Genomic DNA, 19,431 nt, shown 5'->3' with positions numbered 1-19,431 from the left:
TCGCGGTACCGGAGCCGGTGCCGGTCGCGCCGGTGCCGCCGGTCCCGCCCATGCCCGCGCTGCCGCCGCCGGTACCGCCACTGCCCGCGCTACCGCCGCCGCCCGTGCTGCCGCTGCCGCCGGTGCCGGCGCCGTTCGGGCCGCCCGGCTTGGTTTTCACGTGCGGGTGCCGGTGCGACCGGGTGCTGCGCGGCTCCTGCATGCGCGTCGCGGGCGGCGGCGCAGCCGTATTGCCGTTCGTCATGCCGCCGCCGGTATCCTGCGCCGACGTATCGGGCGGCGACAGGATCGGCGCGCCGGTGCCCTCGCCCGGGCGCTGCGAGTTCTGCGCCCATGCGGCCGGTGCGGCCGCGATCAGCGCGACGGCCGCGCACGCGAGAATCCGGTGCGCAGCGAATTTCGATTCGGATGCTGGCTTCATGGAGCGTTCTCCCTCAATAGAACCGCCGTCGTGGAATTTCCTACGCTTACGGTTCAGCAAGCCGCGTGCCGTCAGTGGGCGCGGCACGGAGCTTGCGGCCCCACGGCCATTCCTGCCGATCACGTACGGAGCCGCCGCCCATGCCTTCCGCCACCGCCTCCCATCCGCACGGCAAACGCGCGACGCGCCGCCCCGGCCGCGCGCGCAGCAACGATCCGCATCACCGCAGGCGCTGGTCTGCCGGCGTGATGCAAAAAAGCGATGCCCTCGATCTCGAGCCGAACATCTTCAAGTCCGACGATCCGGGCGAGATCGCCGCGTCGCTGAAGCGCTCGGCCGAACACAGCCGCCGCCGCAAGGCGACGCCGTTCCAGTCCGCGATGTCGATGCTGAACTTCTACGTGAACCGCGCGGGCCGCAACCTGCCGAAAACGCGCCGCGCCACGCTGGAACGCGCGAAGCGGAAACTGCGCGAGGCGTTCGGCCGCAAGCCGTGACGGCCTGCGGCGTTCGCCCGTCCATGTGCGCCTCCTGCTCCACTTGCTCCACTCGCTCCACGCATTCCGTCTTCACGCATGCATGAAACCCTGTGGTATCTCATCATCGGCGTGGTGCTGATGGGCATGGGCGTCGCGACGTCCGCGCTGCGCCACCTGCCCTGCAGCAGCGCGATGATCTATCTCGCGCTCGGCATCGCGCTCGGGCCGTCCGGTGCCGCGCTGCTCCATCTGGACATCGAGCGCGATGCGCAGCTGCTGCGCGAGATCGTCGAGGTCGCGCTGCTGGTGTCGCTGTTCGCGATCGGGTTGCGGCTGCGCGTGCCGCTGTCCGACAAACTATGGCTCGTGCCGTGCCGGCTCGGCCTGCTCGCGATGATCGTCACCGTGCCGCTGCTCGCCGGCTGCGCGGTGCTGACGCTCGGGCTCGGCTGGGGCCCCGCGCTGCTGATCGCGGCGATCCTCGCGCCGACCGACCCGGTGCTCGCGCACGACGTGCAGGTGCACGATCCCGGCGACCGCGATCTCGTGCGCTTCGCGCTGTCCGGCGAAGGCGGGATGAACGACGGGATCGCGCTGCCGTTTGCGCTCGCGGGCCTCGCACTGTGCGGCGCGCGCGACACGCCGCACGGGCCGCCCGCGTTGTCGGGCACGTTCGCGCTGTTCGCGCTGTGGGGCATCGTCGGCGCGGCCGCGATCGGCGGTGCGCTCGGCGCGGCGACCACCAAGGCGATCGGCTGGCTGCGCACCCGCTATGCGCAGGCGCTCGGCTTCGAAGGCTTCTTCGCGCTCGCACTGATCGTGCTGTCGTTCGGCGCTGCGCAGCTCGCGCACACGTTCGGCTTCATCGCGACGTTCGCGGCCGGCGTCGCGATGCGGCGCGTCGAGCACCGCGCGAGCGGCGATCGCCCGCCGCGCGAGGTGATCGGCCGGATCGATTCGGAAGACGTGGTCGCGACCGAGAAGCATCCGGAGAAGGTGCACGCGTTCATGGCCGAGTCGGTGCTCGATTTCACGATCGAGCTCGAGCGGATCGCGGAAGCGCTCGTGATGACGATGATCGGCAGCGTGCTCGCCACGCTGTCGGCGCCGCTCATCACGTGGGGCGCGGCCGCGCTGGCCGTGCTGCTGTTCGTCGCCGTGCGGCCGGTGGCGGTGCTGCTGACGCTCACCGGCTCGCGCGCGACGCACGCGCAGCGGCGGCTGATGGCCTGGTTCGGGATACGCGGGATCGGTTCGTTCTACTACCTGCTGTTCGCGCTCGAACACGGGCCGTCGAGCGCGGTGCGCCCGCTCGCGGCGCCGGTGCTGGCGGTCGTGTCGGCGTCGGTGATCGCGCACGGCGTATCGGCGACGCCGCTGATGGACTGGTACTACCGGCTGCAGCATCGCCGGCGCTGAACGCGTCACGAGCGGCCAAGCCGCGTGCGCATCTGCGCGGTAATGCGCTGGCGCGTGTCGTCATAGCCTTCCCACGGATCGCGCTTCAGCCGGTCGAGGCGTTCGTGCAGCGTGTCGATCGTCCATTGGTCGCCGCCCGTCGTGCCGGGCACCTCGTCCCAGCGCAGCGGCACCGACACGCCCATCCCGGGCCGCGCGCGCACCGAGTATGCGGCGATCGTGCTCGCGCCGCGGCCGTTGCGCAGGTAGTCGATGAAGATCTTGCCGCGGCGGTGACGCGGCCCCATCGTCGCGGTGAAGCGCTCGGGCAGCGCACCGGCCACATGCTGCGCGACCGCGCGCGAGAAGTCCTTCACGTCGTCCCAGCCCATGTGCCGCGTGATCGGCACGACGACGTGCAGCCCCTTGCCGCCGCTCGTCTTGCAGAACGATGCGAGGCCCAGCTCGTCGAGCAGCCCGCGCACGAGCTGCGCGGCCTCGATCATCGTGCTCCACGGCAGCGCGGGATCCGGATCGAGGTCGAACACGATCCGGTCCGGCCGCTCGATGTTCGACGCGTGCGCGTTCCACGTGTGCAGCTCGATCGTGCCCATCTGCGCGGCGCCGAGCAGCGCGTCGACGCTGTCGAGCGACAGCAGCGGACCATGGCCCGGATCGAGCCCTTCGTGTTGCGTGACGAACGGAATCTCGCGGCGCTCCGCGTGCTTCTGGAAGAACAGCTCGCCGGTGATGTCGCCCGGTGCGCGCACCAGCGACACCGGCCGGCCCTTCAGGTCGCGCAGCAGCCACGGCGCGACCCACTGCCAGTAACGTGCGAGATCGATCTTGCGCGTGCCGCTGTGCGGATCGATCACGCGATCCGGATGCGTGATGCGCACGCGGCCGAGCTGATCGGGGCTGCTGTCGCTCCCCGCGTCGGCCGTGGCCCGTGACGACGTGCGCGACCGCGCGTGCGGCTTGCGGTCGTCCGTGTCGCGAGTCGTGCGCGCGGCGTGCTTGCGCTTGCCGTCATGCGTGGTCTGACGCTGGTCCATCGGTATCTCCGTTTCCGTATGCTTCGGCACTTCGCGCACGATCTGCGACGCGGGCTTGTCTTCGCGCAGCGCGATGAATGCGGCCTGCCGCACGATGCCGTCGCCGGTCCATTCCGCGAATTCGCATTCGGCGACGAGCGTCGGCTCGATCCAGTGCACCGGCGTGCGCGAGCGCTCGCGCGGCGGCGGATCGAACGGCGTCGCCGCGCGCTCGTGCTTGCGCAGGATCGGCGCGAGCTTGTCGAGCATGCGCGTATCGAAGCCCGTGCCGACACGGCCGACGTAGCGCAGCGGCCCCGGCCCGCGCGACCGCTTGCCGCTGCCCGCCGGTTCGTGCACGCCGAGCAGCAGCGCGCCGAAGCCGCTGCGGCTGCCCGACGGCTCGGTATAGCCGCCGATCACGAACTCCTGACGGCGCCGGCACTTGAGCTTGATCCACGCAGGCGAACGGCCTGCGCGATAACGCGAATCGGCGCGCTTGCCGATCAGTCCTTCGAGCCCGGTGTCGCATGCGCTCGCGATCAGCGACGCGACGTCTTCGCCGAGATCGGGCGAGAAGCGCAACCGCGCGGGGTCGCTGTCGGCGAGAAGCGGTTCGAGCAGCGCGCGGCGCGCGGTGAGCGGCGCGTCGCGCAGGTCGTAACCGTCGAGATAGGGCAGATCGAATACGAACAGCGTGACCTCGTCCGAGCGCCCTGCGCCGAGTGCGTTCTGCAGCGCCTGGAAGTCGGGCAGACCGTTCGGTCCGAGCACGACGGCCTCGCCGTCGAGCCATGCGTCGTCGACGTCGAGCGCCGCGAGCGCGTCGCGCTGCGCGCGCAGCTTCGCGGTCCAGTCGCGGCCTTCGCGCGTCATCAGCGTGACGTGCCGCCGCGTGCCCTTCCCCGCAATGCGCGCAAGCATCCGGTAACCGTCGAACTTCAGTTCGTAGCACCAGCCGCCCTGCGTCGGCGGCGCATCGACGAGCGTCGCGAGCTGCGGCGCGACACGTTCGGGCAGCGGCGCGCGCACCGCGCCGTCGACGTCGGACGGCTCGGCGGGTGCGCTCGCGTCGGCATCGGCATCGGCGGCGTGATCGTGGCCGTCGTGCCGCCCGGCGCGCGTACCGCGTTTGCGAGCCGGATCGGCCTTGCCGGCCTTGGCGGCCTTGCCGGCCTGGTCGCCCCGGCCGCGCCGCGCACCGCGCGCGCGCGCCGAGCCGCCGTCCGCGTCCGCCCGTGCCGAAGGCGCGGCACCGTCATGCACGCTGCCCGGCCGCTCGCCGACGACGTCGAATTCGTCCGCGCTGCGCGCAGCGTCGTCGCGCTCCTTGATCAGCAGCCACTGCTCCTGCCGCCCTTCCTGCCGGCCGCTGCGCACGAGCGCCCAGCCGCCGTGCAGCTTGTGGCCGTCGAGCCGGAATGTCAGCTTGCCGGCCCGATAGCCTTCGCGCGCGTGCGCGAGGCCGCCGTCGGGCGTCCACGTGCCTTCGTCCCACACGACGACCGAGCCGGCGCCGTAATGCCCGGCCGGAATCTCGCCTTCGAACGACGCGTATTCGAGCGGATGGTCCTCGACGTGCACCGCGAGGCGCTTCACTGTCGGATCGAAGCTCGGCCCTTTCGGCACGGCCCACGATTTCAGCGTGCCGTCGAGTTCGAGCCGGAAGTCGTAGTGCAGCCGCCGCGCGTGGTGTTCCTGGATCACGAAGCGCAGCGGATGTCCCGTACGCGCGGCCGGCCGCGCCTCGGGCTTCGCGGCCGCCTTCGTGCGGCGCCGGCCGTGCGCGCCTTCGGGCTCCGGCGTCGCGTCGAAGTGGCGCTTGCGGCGATACGGATCGAGCTTGCCGGCCATCGTGTCACCTCGCGTTGCGCGGCGTCATCCGCGCTCAGGCTGCGTGCTTGCGGCGCGCGGCGGTCTTCTTCGCCGCATGCTCGCCGCCGCCCGCACGTTTCGCGGCCGGCCGCTTCGCCGCGGTCCTCGCGGCCGCGCCCTTCGCCGCGGACTTCGCGGCCGGCTTGCGACGCGCGCCGCCGCGCGACGACGCAGACGAGGATTCCGTGTCCTCGTCCTCTTCCGCCTCGCTGCGCGCGTTGCGTTCGTTGCGCAGATCCGCGGCCCGCGCGCCGGCACCGCCCTTCAGGCTGCGCTTCAGCAGCTCGGTCAGGTCGACCACGTTGGTCGCCGCGCGGCCGGTCTGCGGCGGGCGCTCCTCGATTTCCTCGATCTTGCCCGCGCGCACCTTGCGCTCGACGAGTTCGAGGATGTCGTCGCGGAACGTGTCGTGATACTCGTCGGGCGTCCATTTGCCGGACATGTCGTCGATCAGCTTCCTCGCCATCCCGAGTTCGCGCGCCGTCACGCCCGCGCGCTTCGCGTCGTCGGCCGGCACCTGCAGCTCGTCGAGCGGACGCAGCTCCTCCTGCCAGCGCAACGTGTCGAGTGCGAGCATCGGCCCGACCGGGATCAGCGCACCGAGATGCTGCCGATCGCGCATCACGACGAGCGCGATGCCGATCTTGCCGCTGTCCTTCAGCGCGTCGCGCAACAGCGCATAGACCTTCTCGCCCTTGCGGTCCGGCACCAGGTAGTACGGCGTGTCGAGATACAGGAACGACACCGCGTCCTCGTCGACGAACGTCAGGATGTCGACGGTCTGCGTCGACTCGGGGTTCGCGGCGCGAATCTCCTCGTCGGTCAGCACGACGTAGCGCTCCTTCTCGTACTCGTAGCCGCGCACGATGTCCTCGCGCGCGACCTCCTTGCCGGTGCGCTTGTTGATCTGCCGGTAGCCGATCGGGTCCATCGAGCGCTTGTCGAGCATCCGGAACGACGGCTTGACGGTGCGCGTCGCCGGGAACAGCTGCACCGGCACGTGAACGAGCCCGAAGCTGATCGCGCCTTTCCATATCATCCGCGGTGGCATGCCAGTCCTCCTTTGCTGCGGACGCGCCCGCCGCCCGACGCGGCGGGCCGCGCTAGGCCGGCAGCTCGGCTGCCTGCTGCTCGCGCGCCCACACGCGATGCCGGCCGATCTCGCCGGAAAACGCGCCGAGCACCGCGTCGAGATCGACCGCTTGCCCGACGCACACGCCTTCGGCCGGGTCCGGCAGGTGCGCGGCGCTCAACAGTTGGCGCCCCGAGCCGACCGCCGCGATCGGCTTCAGGTGCTTGAACGCCTCGCGCACGAAGTGCCGCGCATCGGCGCTGTGCGTGAGATCGTGTCCGTCGCCGCCGCACACGAACACCGCGTCGAACATCACCGACGGCATCCCGGCGAGCGTCGCCTGCGGCACGAGGCTGCCGATCGGCGCGAGCGTCGGCGCGACGATCGTCAGCACCGCGCCGGCTGCCGTCAGTGCACTGCGCACCTGCTCGACGAGCGCCTGGTTCACGCCCGGCGTCGCGACCAGCGCGATCTTGCGCGAGCGGACGTCCGGCTTCGACCGGCCGATCAGGCTCAGCGACGGCGCGCGCTGCCTGACGGCCGGCGTCGTGGCCGTTTGCGGCGCCGGCAGCCCGAGCCGCTCGGCGACCTGCGCGGCGAGCCCCGCATCGAAGCGCGCGAGGATCTCGTTGACCACGCGCTCGCGGATCTCCGGCTTCGTCACCTTGCCGAGCTCGAAGCAGTACGCATCGCGGATATGCCGCTGCTCGATGTCGGTCATGCTCTGATAGAACATCGCCGGCTGCGAGAAATGATCGGCGAACGATTCGCTGCGCACGCGCACCTTGTCGCCTTCGAGCGGCTCGTGCACGGTCTCGAATCCGCCGCCCGACGGTGCGGGCGGCGTCTCGCGCGGCCAGCCGCCGTTCAATGAATTCGGTTCGTACGACGCCTGCCCGACCGCGATCGTCTGCCGGTGCATCGCGTCGCGCTGGTTGTTCGCGAACGGGCACAGCGGCCGGTTGATCGGCAGCTCGTGGAAGTTCGGGCCGCCGAGCCGGCTCAGCTGCGTGTCGGTGTACGAGAACAGGCGCCCCTGCAGCAGCGGATCGTTCGTGAAGTCGATGCCGGGCACCACGTGCCCCGGATGAAACGCGACCTGCTCGGTTTCCGCGAAGAAGTTGTCGGGGTTGCGGTTCAGCGTCATGCGCCCGATCGGCTTCACCGGCACGAGTTCTTCCGGCACGAGCTTGGTCGGGTCGAGCAGGTCGAAGTCGAACTTGCGCGCGTCGGCCGGATCGATCAGCTGCACGCCGAGTTCGAACTCCGGATAGTCGCCGCGCTCGATCGCCATCCACAGATCGCGCCGGTTGAAGTCGGGATCGTGGCCGGCGATGCGCTGCGCCTCGTCCCACAGCAGCGAATACGCGCCGCTCACGGGCCGCCAGTGGAACTTGACGAAATGCTCGGCGCCGGCCGCGTTGACGAAGCGGAACGTGTGCACGCCGAAGCCGTCCATCGCGCGGTAGCTCGCGGGCAGCGCACGGTCGGACATCAGCCACAGCACGGTGTGGGTGGTCTCCGGCACGAGCGACACGAAGTCCCAGAACGTGTCGTGCGCGGACGCGCCGGTCGGCATCTCGTTCGGCGCCTCGGGCTTCACCGCGTGCACGAAGTCGGGAAACTTGATCGCGTCCTGGATGAAGAACACCGGCATGTTGTTGCCGACCAGATCGTAGTTGCCTTCTTCCGTGTAGAACTTCACCGCGAAGCCGCGCACGTCGCGCACGGTGTCGGCCGAGCCGCGCGGGCCCTGCACGGTGGAAAAGCGCACGTAGACCGGCGTCTCGGCGGCCGGATCCTGCAGGAACGCGGCCTTCGTATAGGCGGCCATCGACTCGTACACGCGGAACACGCCGTGCGCGGCCGAGCCGCGCGCATGCACGACGCGTTCGGGAATCCGCTCGTGATCGAAGTGCGTGATCTTCTCGCGCATGATGAAGTCTTCGAGCAGCGACGGACCGCGCGCGCCGGCGCGCAGCGTGTTCTGGTTGTCGGCGATGCGCACGCCCTGGTTGGTGCGCAGTGCCTGGCCGTCGGGCCGCAGCCGGTTCTCGTCGAGCTGGCGCGACTTCGCGCTGTCGGGTTGCGGCGGATTGGACGGCGGCTGGCCGGATTGAGGGGGATTCGTCATCGGCGAGTCCTCGTTGTCGGTTCGGTGAAGCGCGGCTGCATCGCGACGCGCACGCGTGCCGGCGCGGAAAATGGACGAGCCGGGCGGCGCGCGCAGCCACGGCCCGCCGGTGTCGCCGCAGGCGACTGCGGCGTCAGGGCGCGCGCAATGCGCGCTCGAACTCCGCATGCGTCACGTCAAGCGCGACGCTGCATTCGATCGCGGCATCCTCGACGCGCGGCTTCTGCTCGTCAACCGCGCGCCGCGCGCGGTCGCACAGCTGGGTGCGCACGCGCAGCCGGTCCGCTGCACCGAGCGACGCGTAGCGTTCGAGCACGTCGGGGTCGAACCGCATGTCGACCGCACAGCGCCATGCACGCGCGCTGTCCTCGGCGGGCACGCGCACCCACGACACGTGAATCGTCAGCCGGCCCGACACGTCATCGGCATCGGAAACGACCGTCGACTCGGACGGAAAGCCGTTCGCGAGCGCCCCCTCGAGCTCGGCGATGCGCTGCGAACGGTCGGGCATGGCCGTCATCGGCGCACGACTCCCAGCAGCAACGTGACCAGGAAGATCACGACGAAGATGTAGAACAGGATCTTCGCGATTTCGGCCGCGCCGGCCGCAATGCCGCCGAAGCCGAACACGGCGGCGATGATCGCGATGACGAAGAAGATGAGAGCGTATCGAAGCATGAATTCCTCCTGGAGAACGGTGACCGTCGGCGCCCGTCGCCGGCGATCAAGAATCGTGCTTGTGCCTGGGTTTGCCGTGGGTCGGCGTCGAAGCCATTTTTTCGAGCTCCTTCTCGCTCATCGATTTGGCCATCGACTTCGAAGGCGGCTTCAGGTCCTTCATTTTGGTGTCGCCGCGCTTGGCCGACAGGGCGGCCCCCGCGGCGCGCTGCTGTGCCTGGGACTTGGCTGGCATGGCTTTCCTCCTTTCGGTGACGCGCGCGGGCACCGCGGCTCGCGGGCCGCGCGCGGTTCGAACGGTATCGTCATGCGGCGTCGCGCCGGCGCAGTTCGGCCGGCGGGATCTTCATCGCCTGGCGATACTTGGTGACGGTACGACGCGCAAGAAGGATGCCGCGGCCCGCGAGATTCTGCGCGAGCGCGACGTCCGACAGCGGATCGGTGTGCCGCTCGCTCGCGATCATGTCGCGGATCAGCACCTTCGCGGCGGACGCCGAGCACACGCCCTTGCCGGCCGCCTCGAGCTTGCGCGGGAAAAAGTGCTTGAACTCGAACGTGCCGTGCGGCGTGGCCATGTACTTGTTGCCCGTCGCGCGCGACACCGTCGATTCGTGCAGGTCGAGTTCCTCGGCGATGTCGCGCAGCACCAGCGGCTTCATCGCGATCTCGCCGTAGCGGAAGAAATCGCGCTGCCGCGCGACGATGCATTCGCCGACGCGCTGGATCGTGTCGAAGCGCTTCTGCACGTTGCGGATCAGCCAGCGCGCCTCCTGCAGCTGCTGGCCGAGCGGCGAATCGCGCTCGCCGCTCGACTGCGCGAACAGCGTCGCATAGCGCTCGTGCAGCCGCGCGCGCGGCAGCACCGCCGGGTTGATCGTGACGATCCACTCGTCGCGCACCTGGCGCACGATCACGTCGGGCACGACGTAGTCGCCGCGCGTGCTGCCGTAATGGTTGCCCGGACGCGGATCGAGCCCGCGCACCAGCGCGCACGCGGCCTGCATGGTCGCCTGGCTGCAGCCGACGCGCCGCTGGATCTCGGCCGTCTCGCGGCGCGCGAGCCGTTCGAGATGTTCGCGCGCGATCACCTTCGCTTCCGCGAGCGCCGGCGTGCCGGCCGGGATCGCGTCGAGTTGCAGCCCCAGGCATTCGGACAGCGAACGCGCGGCGATGCCCGGACGATCGAGCATCTGCACGAGCCGCAGCGCGACGGACAGATCCTGCTCGGACAGCAGCAGCGCGGGATCCGCGGCGGCCAGCAGTTCGCCGAGTTCCTGGCGCAGGTAGCCGTCGTCGTCGAGCGCGTCGATCACGAGACGCGCGGCCTCGCGGTCGCGCCGGTTCAGCGGATACAGACGCAGCGCGTCGTGCAGCTGCTGGTGCAGCGACGGCTCGGCGGCCATCCATTCGCCGGGCGACAGGTCGCCGCCGTCCTCGCCCTGACGGCCCGCGCCGCGCGGCGCGGGCGCCGCCGTGTACGACACGTCGGCATCCGGCGGGCGGACGTCGTCGGGTTCCGGCGCCGGCTCGGGCGCCGTTGCTTCGGGCGTCGCCTCTGGCGCATCGGCGACGACTTCGTCGTCGCCCTGGCCATCTTCGAGAAATGGATTCGAGTCGAGCGCCTGCCGCAATTCCTGCTGGAATTCGAGCGAAGACAACTGCAGCAGGCGAAGCGACTGCTGAAGCCTCGGCGTGAGTGCCAGATGCTGTCGCATCTGGAGCGCAAGCGTGACGGACATCGATGCCCTCCTGACAGTGTGCGGAATTCGTATGCAGGAATCGATGCAGCTTCCGTGCCAGCGCGCCGAAGCGCCGTAGGGCGCGGTTCTCCGGAGTTCGGTCCCCGATATGGGCAGCCATTGAAGCCGCTTTTTTACAAGCGCCGGGAAGTTAGGGGGCACGGAATTCGCGCAGCAGCCGGCGGCGCCGCTGCGGCGCGCGCCGTCACGACCGCCGTTGCGCGCGCCAACGTCGCTTCATGCGCCGTGACGCATCGATGCAACCGCCGACTCACCGCTTCGCGTCGCTGCGATCGACCGCCGAGCGGTCGAGAAACGCGGTGGTCAGCGCCGGCAGATGACGCAGCAGCCACGCCGCCATGTCGTGTTCCTCCTTCAGGATCCGTTCGCAGCACGCGCGGATCTCTTCCTCGCCGGCCGCGCGGGCCGCCGCGACCAGCACGGTATAGGCGGCGATCTCGACCTGCTCGAACGCGTAGACCGCCATCGCGCCCTTCACCGCTTCGTCGCTCGCCATCATCTCGCCCGCGACCTGCCCGTATCCGGCGATCCGTGCCGCGAGATCCTTGATCGCGGACGGCGCCGTGCCGAGCCGCTGCAGGCACGCGTCGACGAGCGCCTGCTGACGCCGCGTAGCGTCGAGATGCACGCGCAAGCGATCCTGCAGCGCCGGGTAGTGCGCGACGCGTTGCGCCTGCGCGTCGAGCAGCGCCTCGGCCTGGCGCTCCATCGCATACGCGTCGCGCAGCCAGTCCTCCAGATGGACATGCGGGTTCGCCATCGCGTGCCTCGGGCTCCTGCCGTCACGATGCGGCGGGGCCCGCATCGTGACGGCGGCGTTGCATCAGATCAGTACTGCATCGGCGGCGGCGTGCCCGGCAACGGCTTGTCGCCCTGCGCGCCGTTCGATTGCGGCGGCGGCGCATCGGCTGCCTCGCCGCCGGCCGCGCCGGCCGGCATCGTGGTGTGCGGCGACGGACGCGTGTCGTAGCGCGTGTTCGCGTCCGGCATCGTCGTGGTCGGCGACGCGCCGGTGCCGTCCGGCGGCGGTGGCGGCGCACCGCGCGTACCGTAGGGGCCCTGCGGTTGCGTGCACGCGGCCAGCGCGCACGCGGCCGCGAACGCACACGCGCCCACGCGTATCGTCTGGATCGGTTTCATCGGAATCCTCCGTGGAGTCGGCGGCAACGAGCCGGCCGTCCGGCACGGCTCACAGCCGGTTGAAATGGAAATCGCCCGCATACGCGGTCGGCGCACGGCGCGCCATCATCGTGTCGAACTCGGCGGCCACGCGCGTGAGAGCGCCGCGCTGCCGGCCGATATCGGCGCGTTCGAGCGCCGCGAACGCGTCGGCGTCGAACGTCACGGTCAGCGACGCCGGGTGCCCGTCGACGCGAAAGCCGAAGTGCAGCGCGCCGGCCGGCTGCTCCTCGGCATGAAACGGCATCGCGCGCGCCTCGAAGTGGCGGCCGAGCGTCTCGGCCACGTCGCGCAGCAGGCCGGGTTTCACGCGGATGCTCATCGCAGGCCCTCCTTGAAGCGGGTGAACGCGACGGGCGGCACGCCCGTCGGCACGGCATGGATCGGCGGTTGACGCGCCGGCGGCTCGCGCTCCGGCGGCGGATGGACAGGCGGGTCGCCCTCCGGATCGTGAAACGGCTCGGGCACGCCGGGCGGCACGTCGGCCGGCACGGGCACGTCGGGGTCGGGGTCGACGTCGGGCACCGGCGGCTCGGGCCGGTGCAGCGATCGGGCGGGGTCTCGGTTCATGGCATTCGACCGTCGTTGCGTTGTACTCGCGGCAATCGGACCGGCAGCGCCGCGGGCGCGCCGTCCTCTGCTTCGCGCCTGGATGGCCGCAATGCATGTGCCGCGTTGCCCGTCGCGTTTGCGCGCGGCGACGTACGCAGATGCATCGCGCAGCGCGACGCGCCATGCATTCGCTACACCGCACGCTGCAATTCTTTCAACTGCATCGCATCACGCTTCGTACGCGGCCATCACGAGCCACAGCTCGCGGCCGTCGTCGCGCACGCGAGCGGCAAGCGCGTACGGATCGGCCGGCTCGCATGCGCGCTGCAGCGCGAAGCGCGCCGGCTCGGTCGCGCCGAACGTCTCGTCGAGCGGCCGCACGTCCGCCTTGCCTTCGAACATCCGGCGATCGGGTCGATAGATCAGCGGCTCCTGTTTCCATGCGCTGAAATGGTTCTTCACCGATTCGAACCCGCCGCCGCAGACGTTGACCTCATAGCGCACTCCTGGTTGTCGTTTCGGAATCGTCATCGTGCCTCCCGCTTCGTGTTGGTGGCCGCGCGCGCATGACGCCGCGCCGTGTGGTGTCCATCACAGGCGCACGCGGCAAGTCGCGTGCCGCCGCGCACTGCGGGCACGCTCGTTGCGGCAGTGAACGCGTGATGTCACCGACACGGAGCCCTGCCATGAAGGATTCGACCCGGTCCGGCCGCGACGCGCCGGCGCACGAGCGGCACCCGGACCCGACGCCGCCGCTGAAGGACCAGGACCAGACGAAGACGCGCCATTCGGAGCGTCATATCGACAAGCAGCTCGAGGACACGTTTCCGGCGAGCGACCCGCCGGCGACCGGCGGCGTCACGCGCATCGAGCCCGACACGCCGCCGGGCACGCACGACGGCGGGCCGTGGGAAGACCCGGCGAAGCGCCGCGACGAATGAAGGATGGCGGCCCGGCTCGTGCCGGGACGGCGCGCCAGCGGCACGCCGCTTGCTGAACCGGACGGCCCTGCATTCAACCCGCAAGGAGGACTACATGCATCGCGTCAACGAAATCATGTCGCAGGACGTCGTGCGCATCGCGCCGACCGATTCGATCCGTCATGCGGCGCAGCTGATGGAGCGCTACGACATCGGCGCGCTGCCCGTGTGCGACAACAACCGGTTGATCGGCATGGTCACGGACCGCGACATCGCGGTGCGCGCGATCTCGGCCGGCAAGCCGCCGGAAACGCGGGTTCACGAAGTCGCATCGGGCCCGATCGAATGGTGTTTCGAGGACGATTCGCTGGAAGAGATCCAGCACTACATGGCCGACGCGCAATTGCGCCGCCTGCCCGTCGTCGATCACGACAAGCGCCTGGTCGGCATGCTGTCGCTCGCGGATATCGCGACGCGCACGGCCGGCCCCGCGCGCGACGACGTCGCGAACACGCTCGAGGGCGTGTCGCAACCGAAGCAGACGTGACGGGGCGATCCTCGCTCCGCCCGACAACCCGCGCGACCCCCAGGGCCCCCAGGGCACGGTCGCGCCTCACGCAGCCAGGAGGACAACCATGCAGACTCCCGATCAAGGACAGACCCGCATCGTCGGCAAGGGCGCCGCGACCGCAGCCGGTCCCGGCCCGGACGTGATGGCGGCCGACACGCTGGAAGGCAACAAGGTCTATACGACCGATGGCGACGATGTCGGCAAGATCAAGGACATCATGCTCGACGTGCGTTCGGGTCGCGTCGCGTATGCCGTGCTGTCGAGCGGCGGCCTGCTCGGCATCGGCGACAAGTTGCTCGCGATCCCGTGGAGCGCGCTCACGCTCGATACCGAACGCAAGTGTTTCCTGCTGTCGGTATCGTCCGAGCGCATCCGCAATGCGCCGGGCTTCGACAAGGATCACTGGCCGGCGATGGCCGACCCGCAATGGGCCGCGCCGCTGCACGAGTATTACGGCAGCACGCCGTACTGGAGCGCGGGCGACGAGCTCGGGCTGACCGATCCGACCGAGGACCTGAACGATCCGCGCACGCGCGGCCCTCACTGATCGTTCGACTCATCGCTCACGATTTGCCGGCGTTGTCGTAGCCGACGAGCCCCGCGGAATGCGGGGCTTTTTTTCGACCGGAAGGCATGCGGCACGCGTCAGCGCCGCGGCGGCGGATAGCGCAGCGCGTCGACCAGCAGCGCGAACGCAGGGGTCGGCTGACGGCGGCTCGGGTAATACAGGTGGTAGCCGGAAAACGGTTCGCACCAGTCTTCCAGCACGCGCACCAGCCGGCCGTCGGCGAGGAACGGCTCCAGTTGCCCCTCGGTCAGATACGCGAGCCCGCGCCCGGCGAGCGCAGCCCGCAGAATCAGCGTGCTGCTGTTGAACACGAGCTGGCCGTCGACCCTGACGTTCAGTTTGCGCCCGCGTTTTTCGAACTCCCACGCATAGAGCCCGCCGTGGCTGGACAGGCGCAGGTTGATGCAGCTGTGCTCGGTGAGCGCCTGCGGCGTGCGCGGCGGCTTGCGGGTCGAGAAATACGCCGGCGATCCGGCAACGGCCATCCGCATCGGCGGCCCGATCCGCACCGCGATCATGTCCTTCGCGATGGTTTCGCCCGGCCGCACGCCGGCATCGAAGCGATCCTTCACGATGTCGGTCAGGCCGTAGTCGACCTGCACCTCGACCTTGATGTCCGGATAGTCGTCGACCAGTCGCGCGATGGCCGGCCACAGCACCGCTTCGGCCGCGTACTCGGTGGCGGTGAGGCGGATCACGCCGGACGGCTTGTCGCGCAGTTCGCTGAGCTGCGCGAGTTCGCGCTGGATTTCGTCGATGCGCGGACCGATCGACGCCATCAGGCGCTCGCCCGCTTCGGTCGGCACGACGCTGCGCGTCGTGCGGGTCAGCAGCCGCAGCCCGAGCCGCGCTTCGAGCGCGCGCACCGTCTGGCTCAACGCCGACTGCGACACGCCGAGCCGCTTGCCGGCGCGCGTGAAATTCCGCTCCTGCGCGACGATCAGGAAGGCCGACAGGTCGTTCAGGTTGTCACCGGCCATTAAGAAGCTCCTCTTATCGGTCCAATCTGATTCTAGCAGCTAGTTTCTCATTGCCCGCGCCTTTACATTGACCGGGTGCGCTGGCCGCCGTCCGATCGGGCTGCGGCCGGCAGTCATCGGAGGTCACCATGAAACACGTACTCGCGGCCGTCGCCACGGCGGCCGGCATGACGGCAGCGCCCGTCGCTGCCGACAGCGGCATCGAAATCCGCCATGGCTCGGAAGTGCCGGTCACGGCGGGCCAGCCGCGCAACTTCACCGGCGACGCCGGCGTCCGGCCGCTGCTCGCGCCGAACGATGCGACGCGTGCCAGCGTCGGGCTGGTCGACTTTGCGCCGAGCGCACGCACGGCCTGGCACACCCACCCGGCGGGCCAGTTGCTGATCGTGACGGCCGGCATGGGCTGGATTCAGCAGGACGGCGGCAAGCGTCGCGTGATCGAGTCCGGCGACGTCGTGTGGATTCCGGCCGGCGTCAGGCACTGGCACGGCGCGACGGACACGACATCGATGAGCCACGTCGCACTCACGTACGTGCTGGATGGCAGGAACGTCGACTGGCTCGAGCCCGTGTCGGACGGCCAATATCGCAACGAGGAAGCGAAATGAACGCAACCGCAACGGCAACGACCACGGCAGCCATCGCGCTGGCCCTTTCACTCGGCGCGGCCGACACGCCGGCGGCGCCCGGCTCGCAACGCGGCACGCTGTCGGAAGCGGACGTCCGCTCGGTATCGCCCGCGCTCGACCGCTACGCGACGGACACGCTCGCGAACGACCTGTGGAAGCGGCCCGGCCTGTCCGCGCGCGAGCGCAGCATCGTCACCGTCGCGGCGGTGATCGCGCGCAACCAGGGCGTGCTGATGTCCGAGCAGTTCGCGCTCGCGCTGGACCACGGCGTGACGCCCGCCGAACTGTCGGAAATCATCACGCATCTGGCCTTCTACGCCGGCTGGGGGAACGCGATTGGCGCGACCGCCATCGCCGGCCGGCTGTTTGCCGCGCGCCATATCGCGCAGGACCGGCTTCCGCGCGCGTCGGTCGAGCTGCTGCCGCTCGACGAGCATGCGGAAGCCGACCGCGCCGCACGTGTCGCCGCCAGTGCGGGGCCGGCATCGCCGGGCCTCGTGCGCGACACGAGCGACGTGCTGTTCAAGAACCTGTGGCTGCGCCCCGGCCTCGCGCCGCGCGACCGCAGCCTCGTGACGGTCAGCGCGCTGATCGCCAACGGCCAGGTCGCGCAGATCCCGTTCCATCTGAACAAGGCGATGGACAACGGGCTGACGCGCGAACAAGCCGGCGAGGTCGTGAACCAGCTCGCGTACTACGCGGGCTGGCCGAACGCCTTCTCGGCCGTGCCGGTCGTGCGCGCGGTGTTCGACGAGCGCGGCCTGAAGTAGCCGCATCCAACCCGGAGGAATCGAATCATGTCATCAGGTATCCAAAACAAGGTCGTGGTCATCACGGGCGCCAGCAGCGGCCTGGGCGAGGAAACGGCCCGCCATCTCGCGCAAGCCGGCGCGCGCGTCGTGCTCGGCGCGCGCCGCATCGAGCGGCTGGAGGCGCTCGCGCACGCGCTTCGCCTGGACCCCGCCGCGATCCAGAAAACGGACGTGACCGACCGTGCGCAGGTGCAGTCGCTCGTCGACCGCGCGGTCGCGCTCCACGGCCGCGTCGACGTGCTGCTCAACAATGCCGGCCTGATGCCGAGCTCGATGCTCGACAAGCTGAAGATCGACGAATGGGATCGCATGATCGACGTCAACGTCAAGGGCGTGCTGTACGGCATCGCGGCCGTGCTGCCGCAGATGCAGAAGCAGATGGCCGGGCACATCATCAACGTGTCGTCCGTTGCCGGCCACAAGGTCGGCCCCGGCGGCGCGGTGTACGCCGGCACCAAATGGGCCGTGCGCGCGATCTCGGAAGGGCTGCGCCAGGAGGTCAAGCCTTGGAACATCCGCACGACGATCGTGTCGCCGGGCGCCGTCGCGACGGAGCTCACCAGCACGATCACGGACCCGGACGTCGCCGCCGGCATGGCGAAGACCTATGAAAAGGCCATCGCGCCGACTGCGTTCGCGCGCGTGGTCGAGTTCGCGATCAGCCAGCCGGAAGACGTCGACATCAACGAGGTGCTGTTCCGGCCGACGAGCCAGGCGTATTGATGATGCAACAACCTGCCGCTGCCGGGCCGCCCCGGCCCGCACCAAACCCGTGGAGATCGACGCGATGCCGCATGTGATCGTCAAGGCATGGCCCGGAAAGACCGACGAACAGAAGCGGAAACTGGCGGAGGCGATCACGCGCGACGTGATGTCGATCCTCGGATACGGGCGCGAGTCGGTATCGGTCGCATTCGAGGAAATCGACGCCAGCCGGTGGAAGGACGACGTGTACGTCCCCGACATACAGGGTCGTCCGGACATCCTGTTGAAGAAGCCCGGCTACCGGATGTAGGACGCACTGCCATGTCACGTTCGTATTCGCCCGTCGCGCGGGAAGACGCCGTGCTGCGCGCGCTGATGCCCGTCATCGCGGCCGTGCTCGCCGGCTTCGCGATCATCGGTGTCGCGCTGCCGGTGCTGCCGCTGCACGTGCGCGACGGCCTCGGCTTCGACACGTTCGTCGTCGGGCTCGTCGCGGGCGCGCAGTTCGGTGCGGCGCTGCTGTCGCGGCTCTGGGCGGGCGCGTGCTGCGACCGTCATGGCCCGAAACAGGCTGTCGTCGCAGGGCTCGTCGGCGCGGTCGCGGCCGGGCTGCTGTATCTGCTGTCGCTGGCGTTCGTCGCGAGCCCGGTGCTGTCCGTGTCGATCCTGATCGTCGGACGCGCGATGCTCGGCGCGGCGGAGAGCTTCATCATCACCGGCGCGGTCGCGTGGGGACTCGCGCGCGTCGACGACCGGCACGCGGGCAAGGTCATCGCATGGGTCGGCACGGCCATGTTCGCGTCGATGGCGCTCGGCGGCCCTGCCGGCACGATGCTTTATGCGCGCGGCGGCTTCATCGCCATCGCACTGGTCACGATGCTGCTGCCGCTTGCCGTTCTGCTGTATCTGGTCCGCGTGCCGGCCGTGGCACCGCATCCGCACGCCGCCCGTTCGTCGCCGTGGGCCGTGATGCGCGCCGTCTGGCTGCCCGGCGTCGGCGCCGCGTTCGCGAGCATCGGTTACTGCGCGATCCTCGCGTTCGGTTCGCTGTTCTACACCGACCGGCACTGGCATCCGGTGTGGCTGGCGTTCACCGCATTCGGCCTCGCGCTGATGCTCGCGCGCACGGTAGCCGGCCATCTGCCCGACCGGTTCGGCGGCGCGAGGACCGCGCTCGCATTCGTCGTCATCCAGGTGGCCGGGCTGATCCTGATGGGCGTCGCCGGCACGTCGCGCGTGGCATCGGCCGGCGCCGCGCTGTCGGGCTTCGGCTATTCGCTCGTCTATCCGGGCCTCGGCGTCGAAGCCGTGAGCGGCACGCCGGCCGCGAACCGCGGCCTGGCGATGGGGTTCTACACCGCGTTTCTCGACGTCGCGATGGCGGTCGGCAGCCCGGCGCTCGGCTGGGTCGGCGGCCATGCCGGGCTCGGCGCGATATTCACCGCCGCGGCAGCGGTCGCCGCGTGCACCGCCGGGGTCGCCGGCCGGCTGCTGTACGTGAAGCGGGCGTAGCGCGGCGGCGGTGGTCATCAAGCGATTCCGCGCGGCGGCAGGCGGCCGGCCCCTCGCCGCCACCGAAAGCCGCGCGCCGCACCGCCTGCCGGCTCGCCTGCTTGCTTGCCTACCTGCTTGATTGATAACCAAACAACATCAATCGATCCAAA

At 70.0% G+C, this 19,431-nt stretch carries 24 protein-coding genes; 10 read left to right on the top strand and 14 right to left on the bottom strand.

The window, feature by feature from the left end:
• Positions 1 to 421: hypothetical protein (locus Q3A80_RS25035; RefSeq protein WP_446331550.1), on the bottom strand; the 421-nt coding region annotated here is incomplete at its 3' end.
• Between the two features lie 140 nt (positions 422 to 561).
• On the opposite strand from Q3A80_RS25035, the gene Q3A80_RS25030 reads away from it, so the two are divergent.
• Together Q3A80_RS25030 and Q3A80_RS25025 are read left to right on the top strand one after the other, a co-directional pair.
• Positions 562 to 918, top strand: a complete 357-nt coding sequence (locus Q3A80_RS25030) for a DUF3175 domain-containing protein (RefSeq protein WP_446331549.1) — start codon at positions 562 to 564, stop codon at positions 916 to 918.
• Positions 919 to 996: 78 nt separating this feature from the next.
• Positions 997 to 2,319, top strand: coding sequence for a cation:proton antiporter (locus tag Q3A80_RS25025; RefSeq protein WP_446331548.1), 1,323 nt, complete (start codon positions 997 to 999; stop codon positions 2,317 to 2,319).
• A 5-nt stretch (positions 2,320 to 2,324) separates the two neighbouring features.
• Here Q3A80_RS25025 and ligD read toward each other — a convergent pair whose 3' ends face one another.
• From ligD to Q3A80_RS24965, 12 genes are all read right to left on the bottom strand, one after another.
• Positions 2,325 to 5,186: a DNA ligase D gene (ligD, locus tag Q3A80_RS25020; RefSeq protein WP_446331547.1), complete on the bottom strand. Its 2,862-nt coding sequence runs from the start codon at positions 5,184 to 5,186 to the stop codon at positions 2,325 to 2,327.
• A 34-nt stretch (positions 5,187 to 5,220) separates the two neighbouring features.
• A complete protein-coding gene (ku, locus tag Q3A80_RS25015; RefSeq protein WP_446331546.1) occupies positions 5,221 to 6,258 on the bottom strand; it encodes a non-homologous end joining protein Ku in 1,038 nt (345 codons plus the stop codon).
• Positions 6,259 to 6,310: 52 nt separating this feature from the next.
• Complete coding sequence (katE, locus tag Q3A80_RS25010) at positions 6,311 to 8,485, bottom strand: catalase HPII (protein WP_446331554.1); 2,175 nt, start codon at positions 8,483 to 8,485, stop codon at positions 6,311 to 6,313.
• Positions 8,486 to 8,546: 61 nt separating this feature from the next.
• A complete protein-coding gene (locus tag Q3A80_RS25005; protein WP_446331545.1) occupies positions 8,547 to 8,933 on the bottom strand; it encodes a DUF3022 domain-containing protein in 387 nt (128 codons plus the stop codon).
• Positions 8,930 to 9,091: a DUF1328 domain-containing protein gene (locus tag Q3A80_RS25000; protein WP_006398937.1), complete on the bottom strand. Its 162-nt coding sequence runs from the start codon at positions 9,089 to 9,091 to the stop codon at positions 8,930 to 8,932. The genes Q3A80_RS25005 and Q3A80_RS25000 overlap by 4 nt, the downstream gene beginning before the upstream one ends.
• Before the next feature lie 46 nt (positions 9,092 to 9,137).
• Positions 9,138 to 9,326 (bottom strand): DUF3008 family protein, encoded by a 189-nt coding sequence (locus Q3A80_RS24995; protein WP_038572123.1) that lies wholly within the window; start codon positions 9,324 to 9,326, stop codon positions 9,138 to 9,140.
• A gap of 70 nt (positions 9,327 to 9,396) precedes the next feature.
• Positions 9,397 to 10,830 carry an RNA polymerase factor sigma-54 gene (gene rpoN / locus Q3A80_RS24990; protein ID WP_446331544.1) on the bottom strand — a complete coding sequence of 478 codons (1,434 nt, stop codon included), beginning with the start codon at positions 10,828 to 10,830 and terminating at the stop codon, positions 9,397 to 9,399.
• Between the two features lie 271 nt (positions 10,831 to 11,101).
• A complete protein-coding gene (locus Q3A80_RS24985; RefSeq protein ID WP_446331543.1) occupies positions 11,102 to 11,611 on the bottom strand; it encodes a ferritin-like domain-containing protein in 510 nt (169 codons plus the stop codon).
• A 68-nt stretch (positions 11,612 to 11,679) separates the two neighbouring features.
• On the bottom strand, positions 11,680 to 11,991 hold the full coding sequence (locus Q3A80_RS24980; RefSeq protein ID WP_446331542.1) for a hypothetical protein: 312 nt from the start codon (positions 11,989 to 11,991) through the stop codon (positions 11,680 to 11,682).
• A 49-nt stretch (positions 11,992 to 12,040) separates the two neighbouring features.
• A complete protein-coding gene (locus Q3A80_RS24975) occupies positions 12,041 to 12,352 on the bottom strand; it encodes a hypothetical protein (protein ID WP_446331541.1) in 312 nt (103 codons plus the stop codon).
• Positions 12,349 to 12,600 carry a hypothetical protein gene (locus tag Q3A80_RS24970; protein ID WP_446331540.1) on the bottom strand — a complete coding sequence of 84 codons (252 nt, stop codon included), beginning with the start codon at positions 12,598 to 12,600 and terminating at the stop codon, positions 12,349 to 12,351. Before Q3A80_RS24970 ends, Q3A80_RS24975 begins: the two co-directional genes overlap by 4 nt.
• Positions 12,601 to 12,810: 210 nt before the next feature.
• Complete coding sequence (locus Q3A80_RS24965) at positions 12,811 to 13,113, bottom strand: hypothetical protein (protein WP_446331539.1); 303 nt, start codon at positions 13,111 to 13,113, stop codon at positions 12,811 to 12,813.
• Positions 13,114 to 13,268: 155 nt separating this feature from the next.
• On the opposite strand from Q3A80_RS24965, the gene Q3A80_RS24960 reads away from it, so the two are divergent.
• The 3 genes from Q3A80_RS24960 to Q3A80_RS24950 all read left to right on the top strand — a co-directional run bounded on the left by Q3A80_RS24960 (position 13,269) and on the right by Q3A80_RS24950 (position 14,620).
• Positions 13,269 to 13,523: a hypothetical protein gene (locus Q3A80_RS24960; RefSeq protein WP_446331538.1), complete on the top strand. Its 255-nt coding sequence runs from the start codon at positions 13,269 to 13,271 to the stop codon at positions 13,521 to 13,523.
• A gap of 94 nt (positions 13,524 to 13,617) precedes the next feature.
• Positions 13,618 to 14,049, top strand: coding sequence for a CBS domain-containing protein (locus tag Q3A80_RS24955; protein WP_038570437.1), 432 nt, complete (start codon positions 13,618 to 13,620; stop codon positions 14,047 to 14,049).
• A gap of 88 nt (positions 14,050 to 14,137) precedes the next feature.
• Complete coding sequence (locus Q3A80_RS24950) at positions 14,138 to 14,620, top strand: PRC-barrel domain-containing protein (RefSeq protein ID WP_446331537.1); 483 nt, start codon at positions 14,138 to 14,140, stop codon at positions 14,618 to 14,620.
• A gap of 98 nt (positions 14,621 to 14,718) precedes the next feature.
• On the opposite strand, the gene Q3A80_RS24945 is transcribed toward Q3A80_RS24950, so the two are convergent.
• Positions 14,719 to 15,621 (bottom strand): LysR family transcriptional regulator, encoded by a 903-nt coding sequence (locus Q3A80_RS24945; RefSeq protein WP_446331536.1) that lies wholly within the window; start codon positions 15,619 to 15,621, stop codon positions 14,719 to 14,721.
• 128 nt (positions 15,622 to 15,749) lie between these two features.
• On the opposite strand from Q3A80_RS24945, the gene Q3A80_RS24940 reads away from it, so the two are divergent.
• The 5 genes from Q3A80_RS24940 (at position 15,750) to Q3A80_RS24920 (ending at position 19,279) form a co-directional block, all read left to right on the top strand.
• Positions 15,750 to 16,229, top strand: coding sequence for a (R)-mandelonitrile lyase (locus Q3A80_RS24940; RefSeq protein ID WP_446331535.1), 480 nt, complete (start codon positions 15,750 to 15,752; stop codon positions 16,227 to 16,229).
• Positions 16,226 to 17,020, top strand: coding sequence for a carboxymuconolactone decarboxylase family protein (locus Q3A80_RS24935; RefSeq protein ID WP_446331534.1), 795 nt, complete (start codon positions 16,226 to 16,228; stop codon positions 17,018 to 17,020). Before Q3A80_RS24940 ends, Q3A80_RS24935 begins: the two co-directional genes overlap by 4 nt.
• 27 nt (positions 17,021 to 17,047) lie before the next feature.
• Positions 17,048 to 17,785: an SDR family oxidoreductase gene (locus Q3A80_RS24930; RefSeq protein WP_446331533.1), complete on the top strand. Its 738-nt coding sequence runs from the start codon at positions 17,048 to 17,050 to the stop codon at positions 17,783 to 17,785.
• A gap of 64 nt (positions 17,786 to 17,849) precedes the next feature.
• Entirely contained in the window at positions 17,850 to 18,077 is a 228-nt protein-coding gene (locus Q3A80_RS24925) for a tautomerase family protein (RefSeq protein WP_446331532.1), read from the top strand.
• 11 nt (positions 18,078 to 18,088) lie between these two features.
• Positions 18,089 to 19,279 (top strand): arabinose transporter, encoded by a 1,191-nt coding sequence (locus Q3A80_RS24920; protein ID WP_446331531.1) that lies wholly within the window; start codon positions 18,089 to 18,091, stop codon positions 19,277 to 19,279.
• The last annotated feature ends 152 nt before the right edge of the window (positions 19,280 to 19,431 follow it).

This window comes from Burkholderia sp. SR8 (assembly GCF_052851275.1).
The sequence above is the reverse complement of the archived record's forward strand: the minus strand, read 5'-3'. Positions and strand labels throughout refer to the sequence as shown.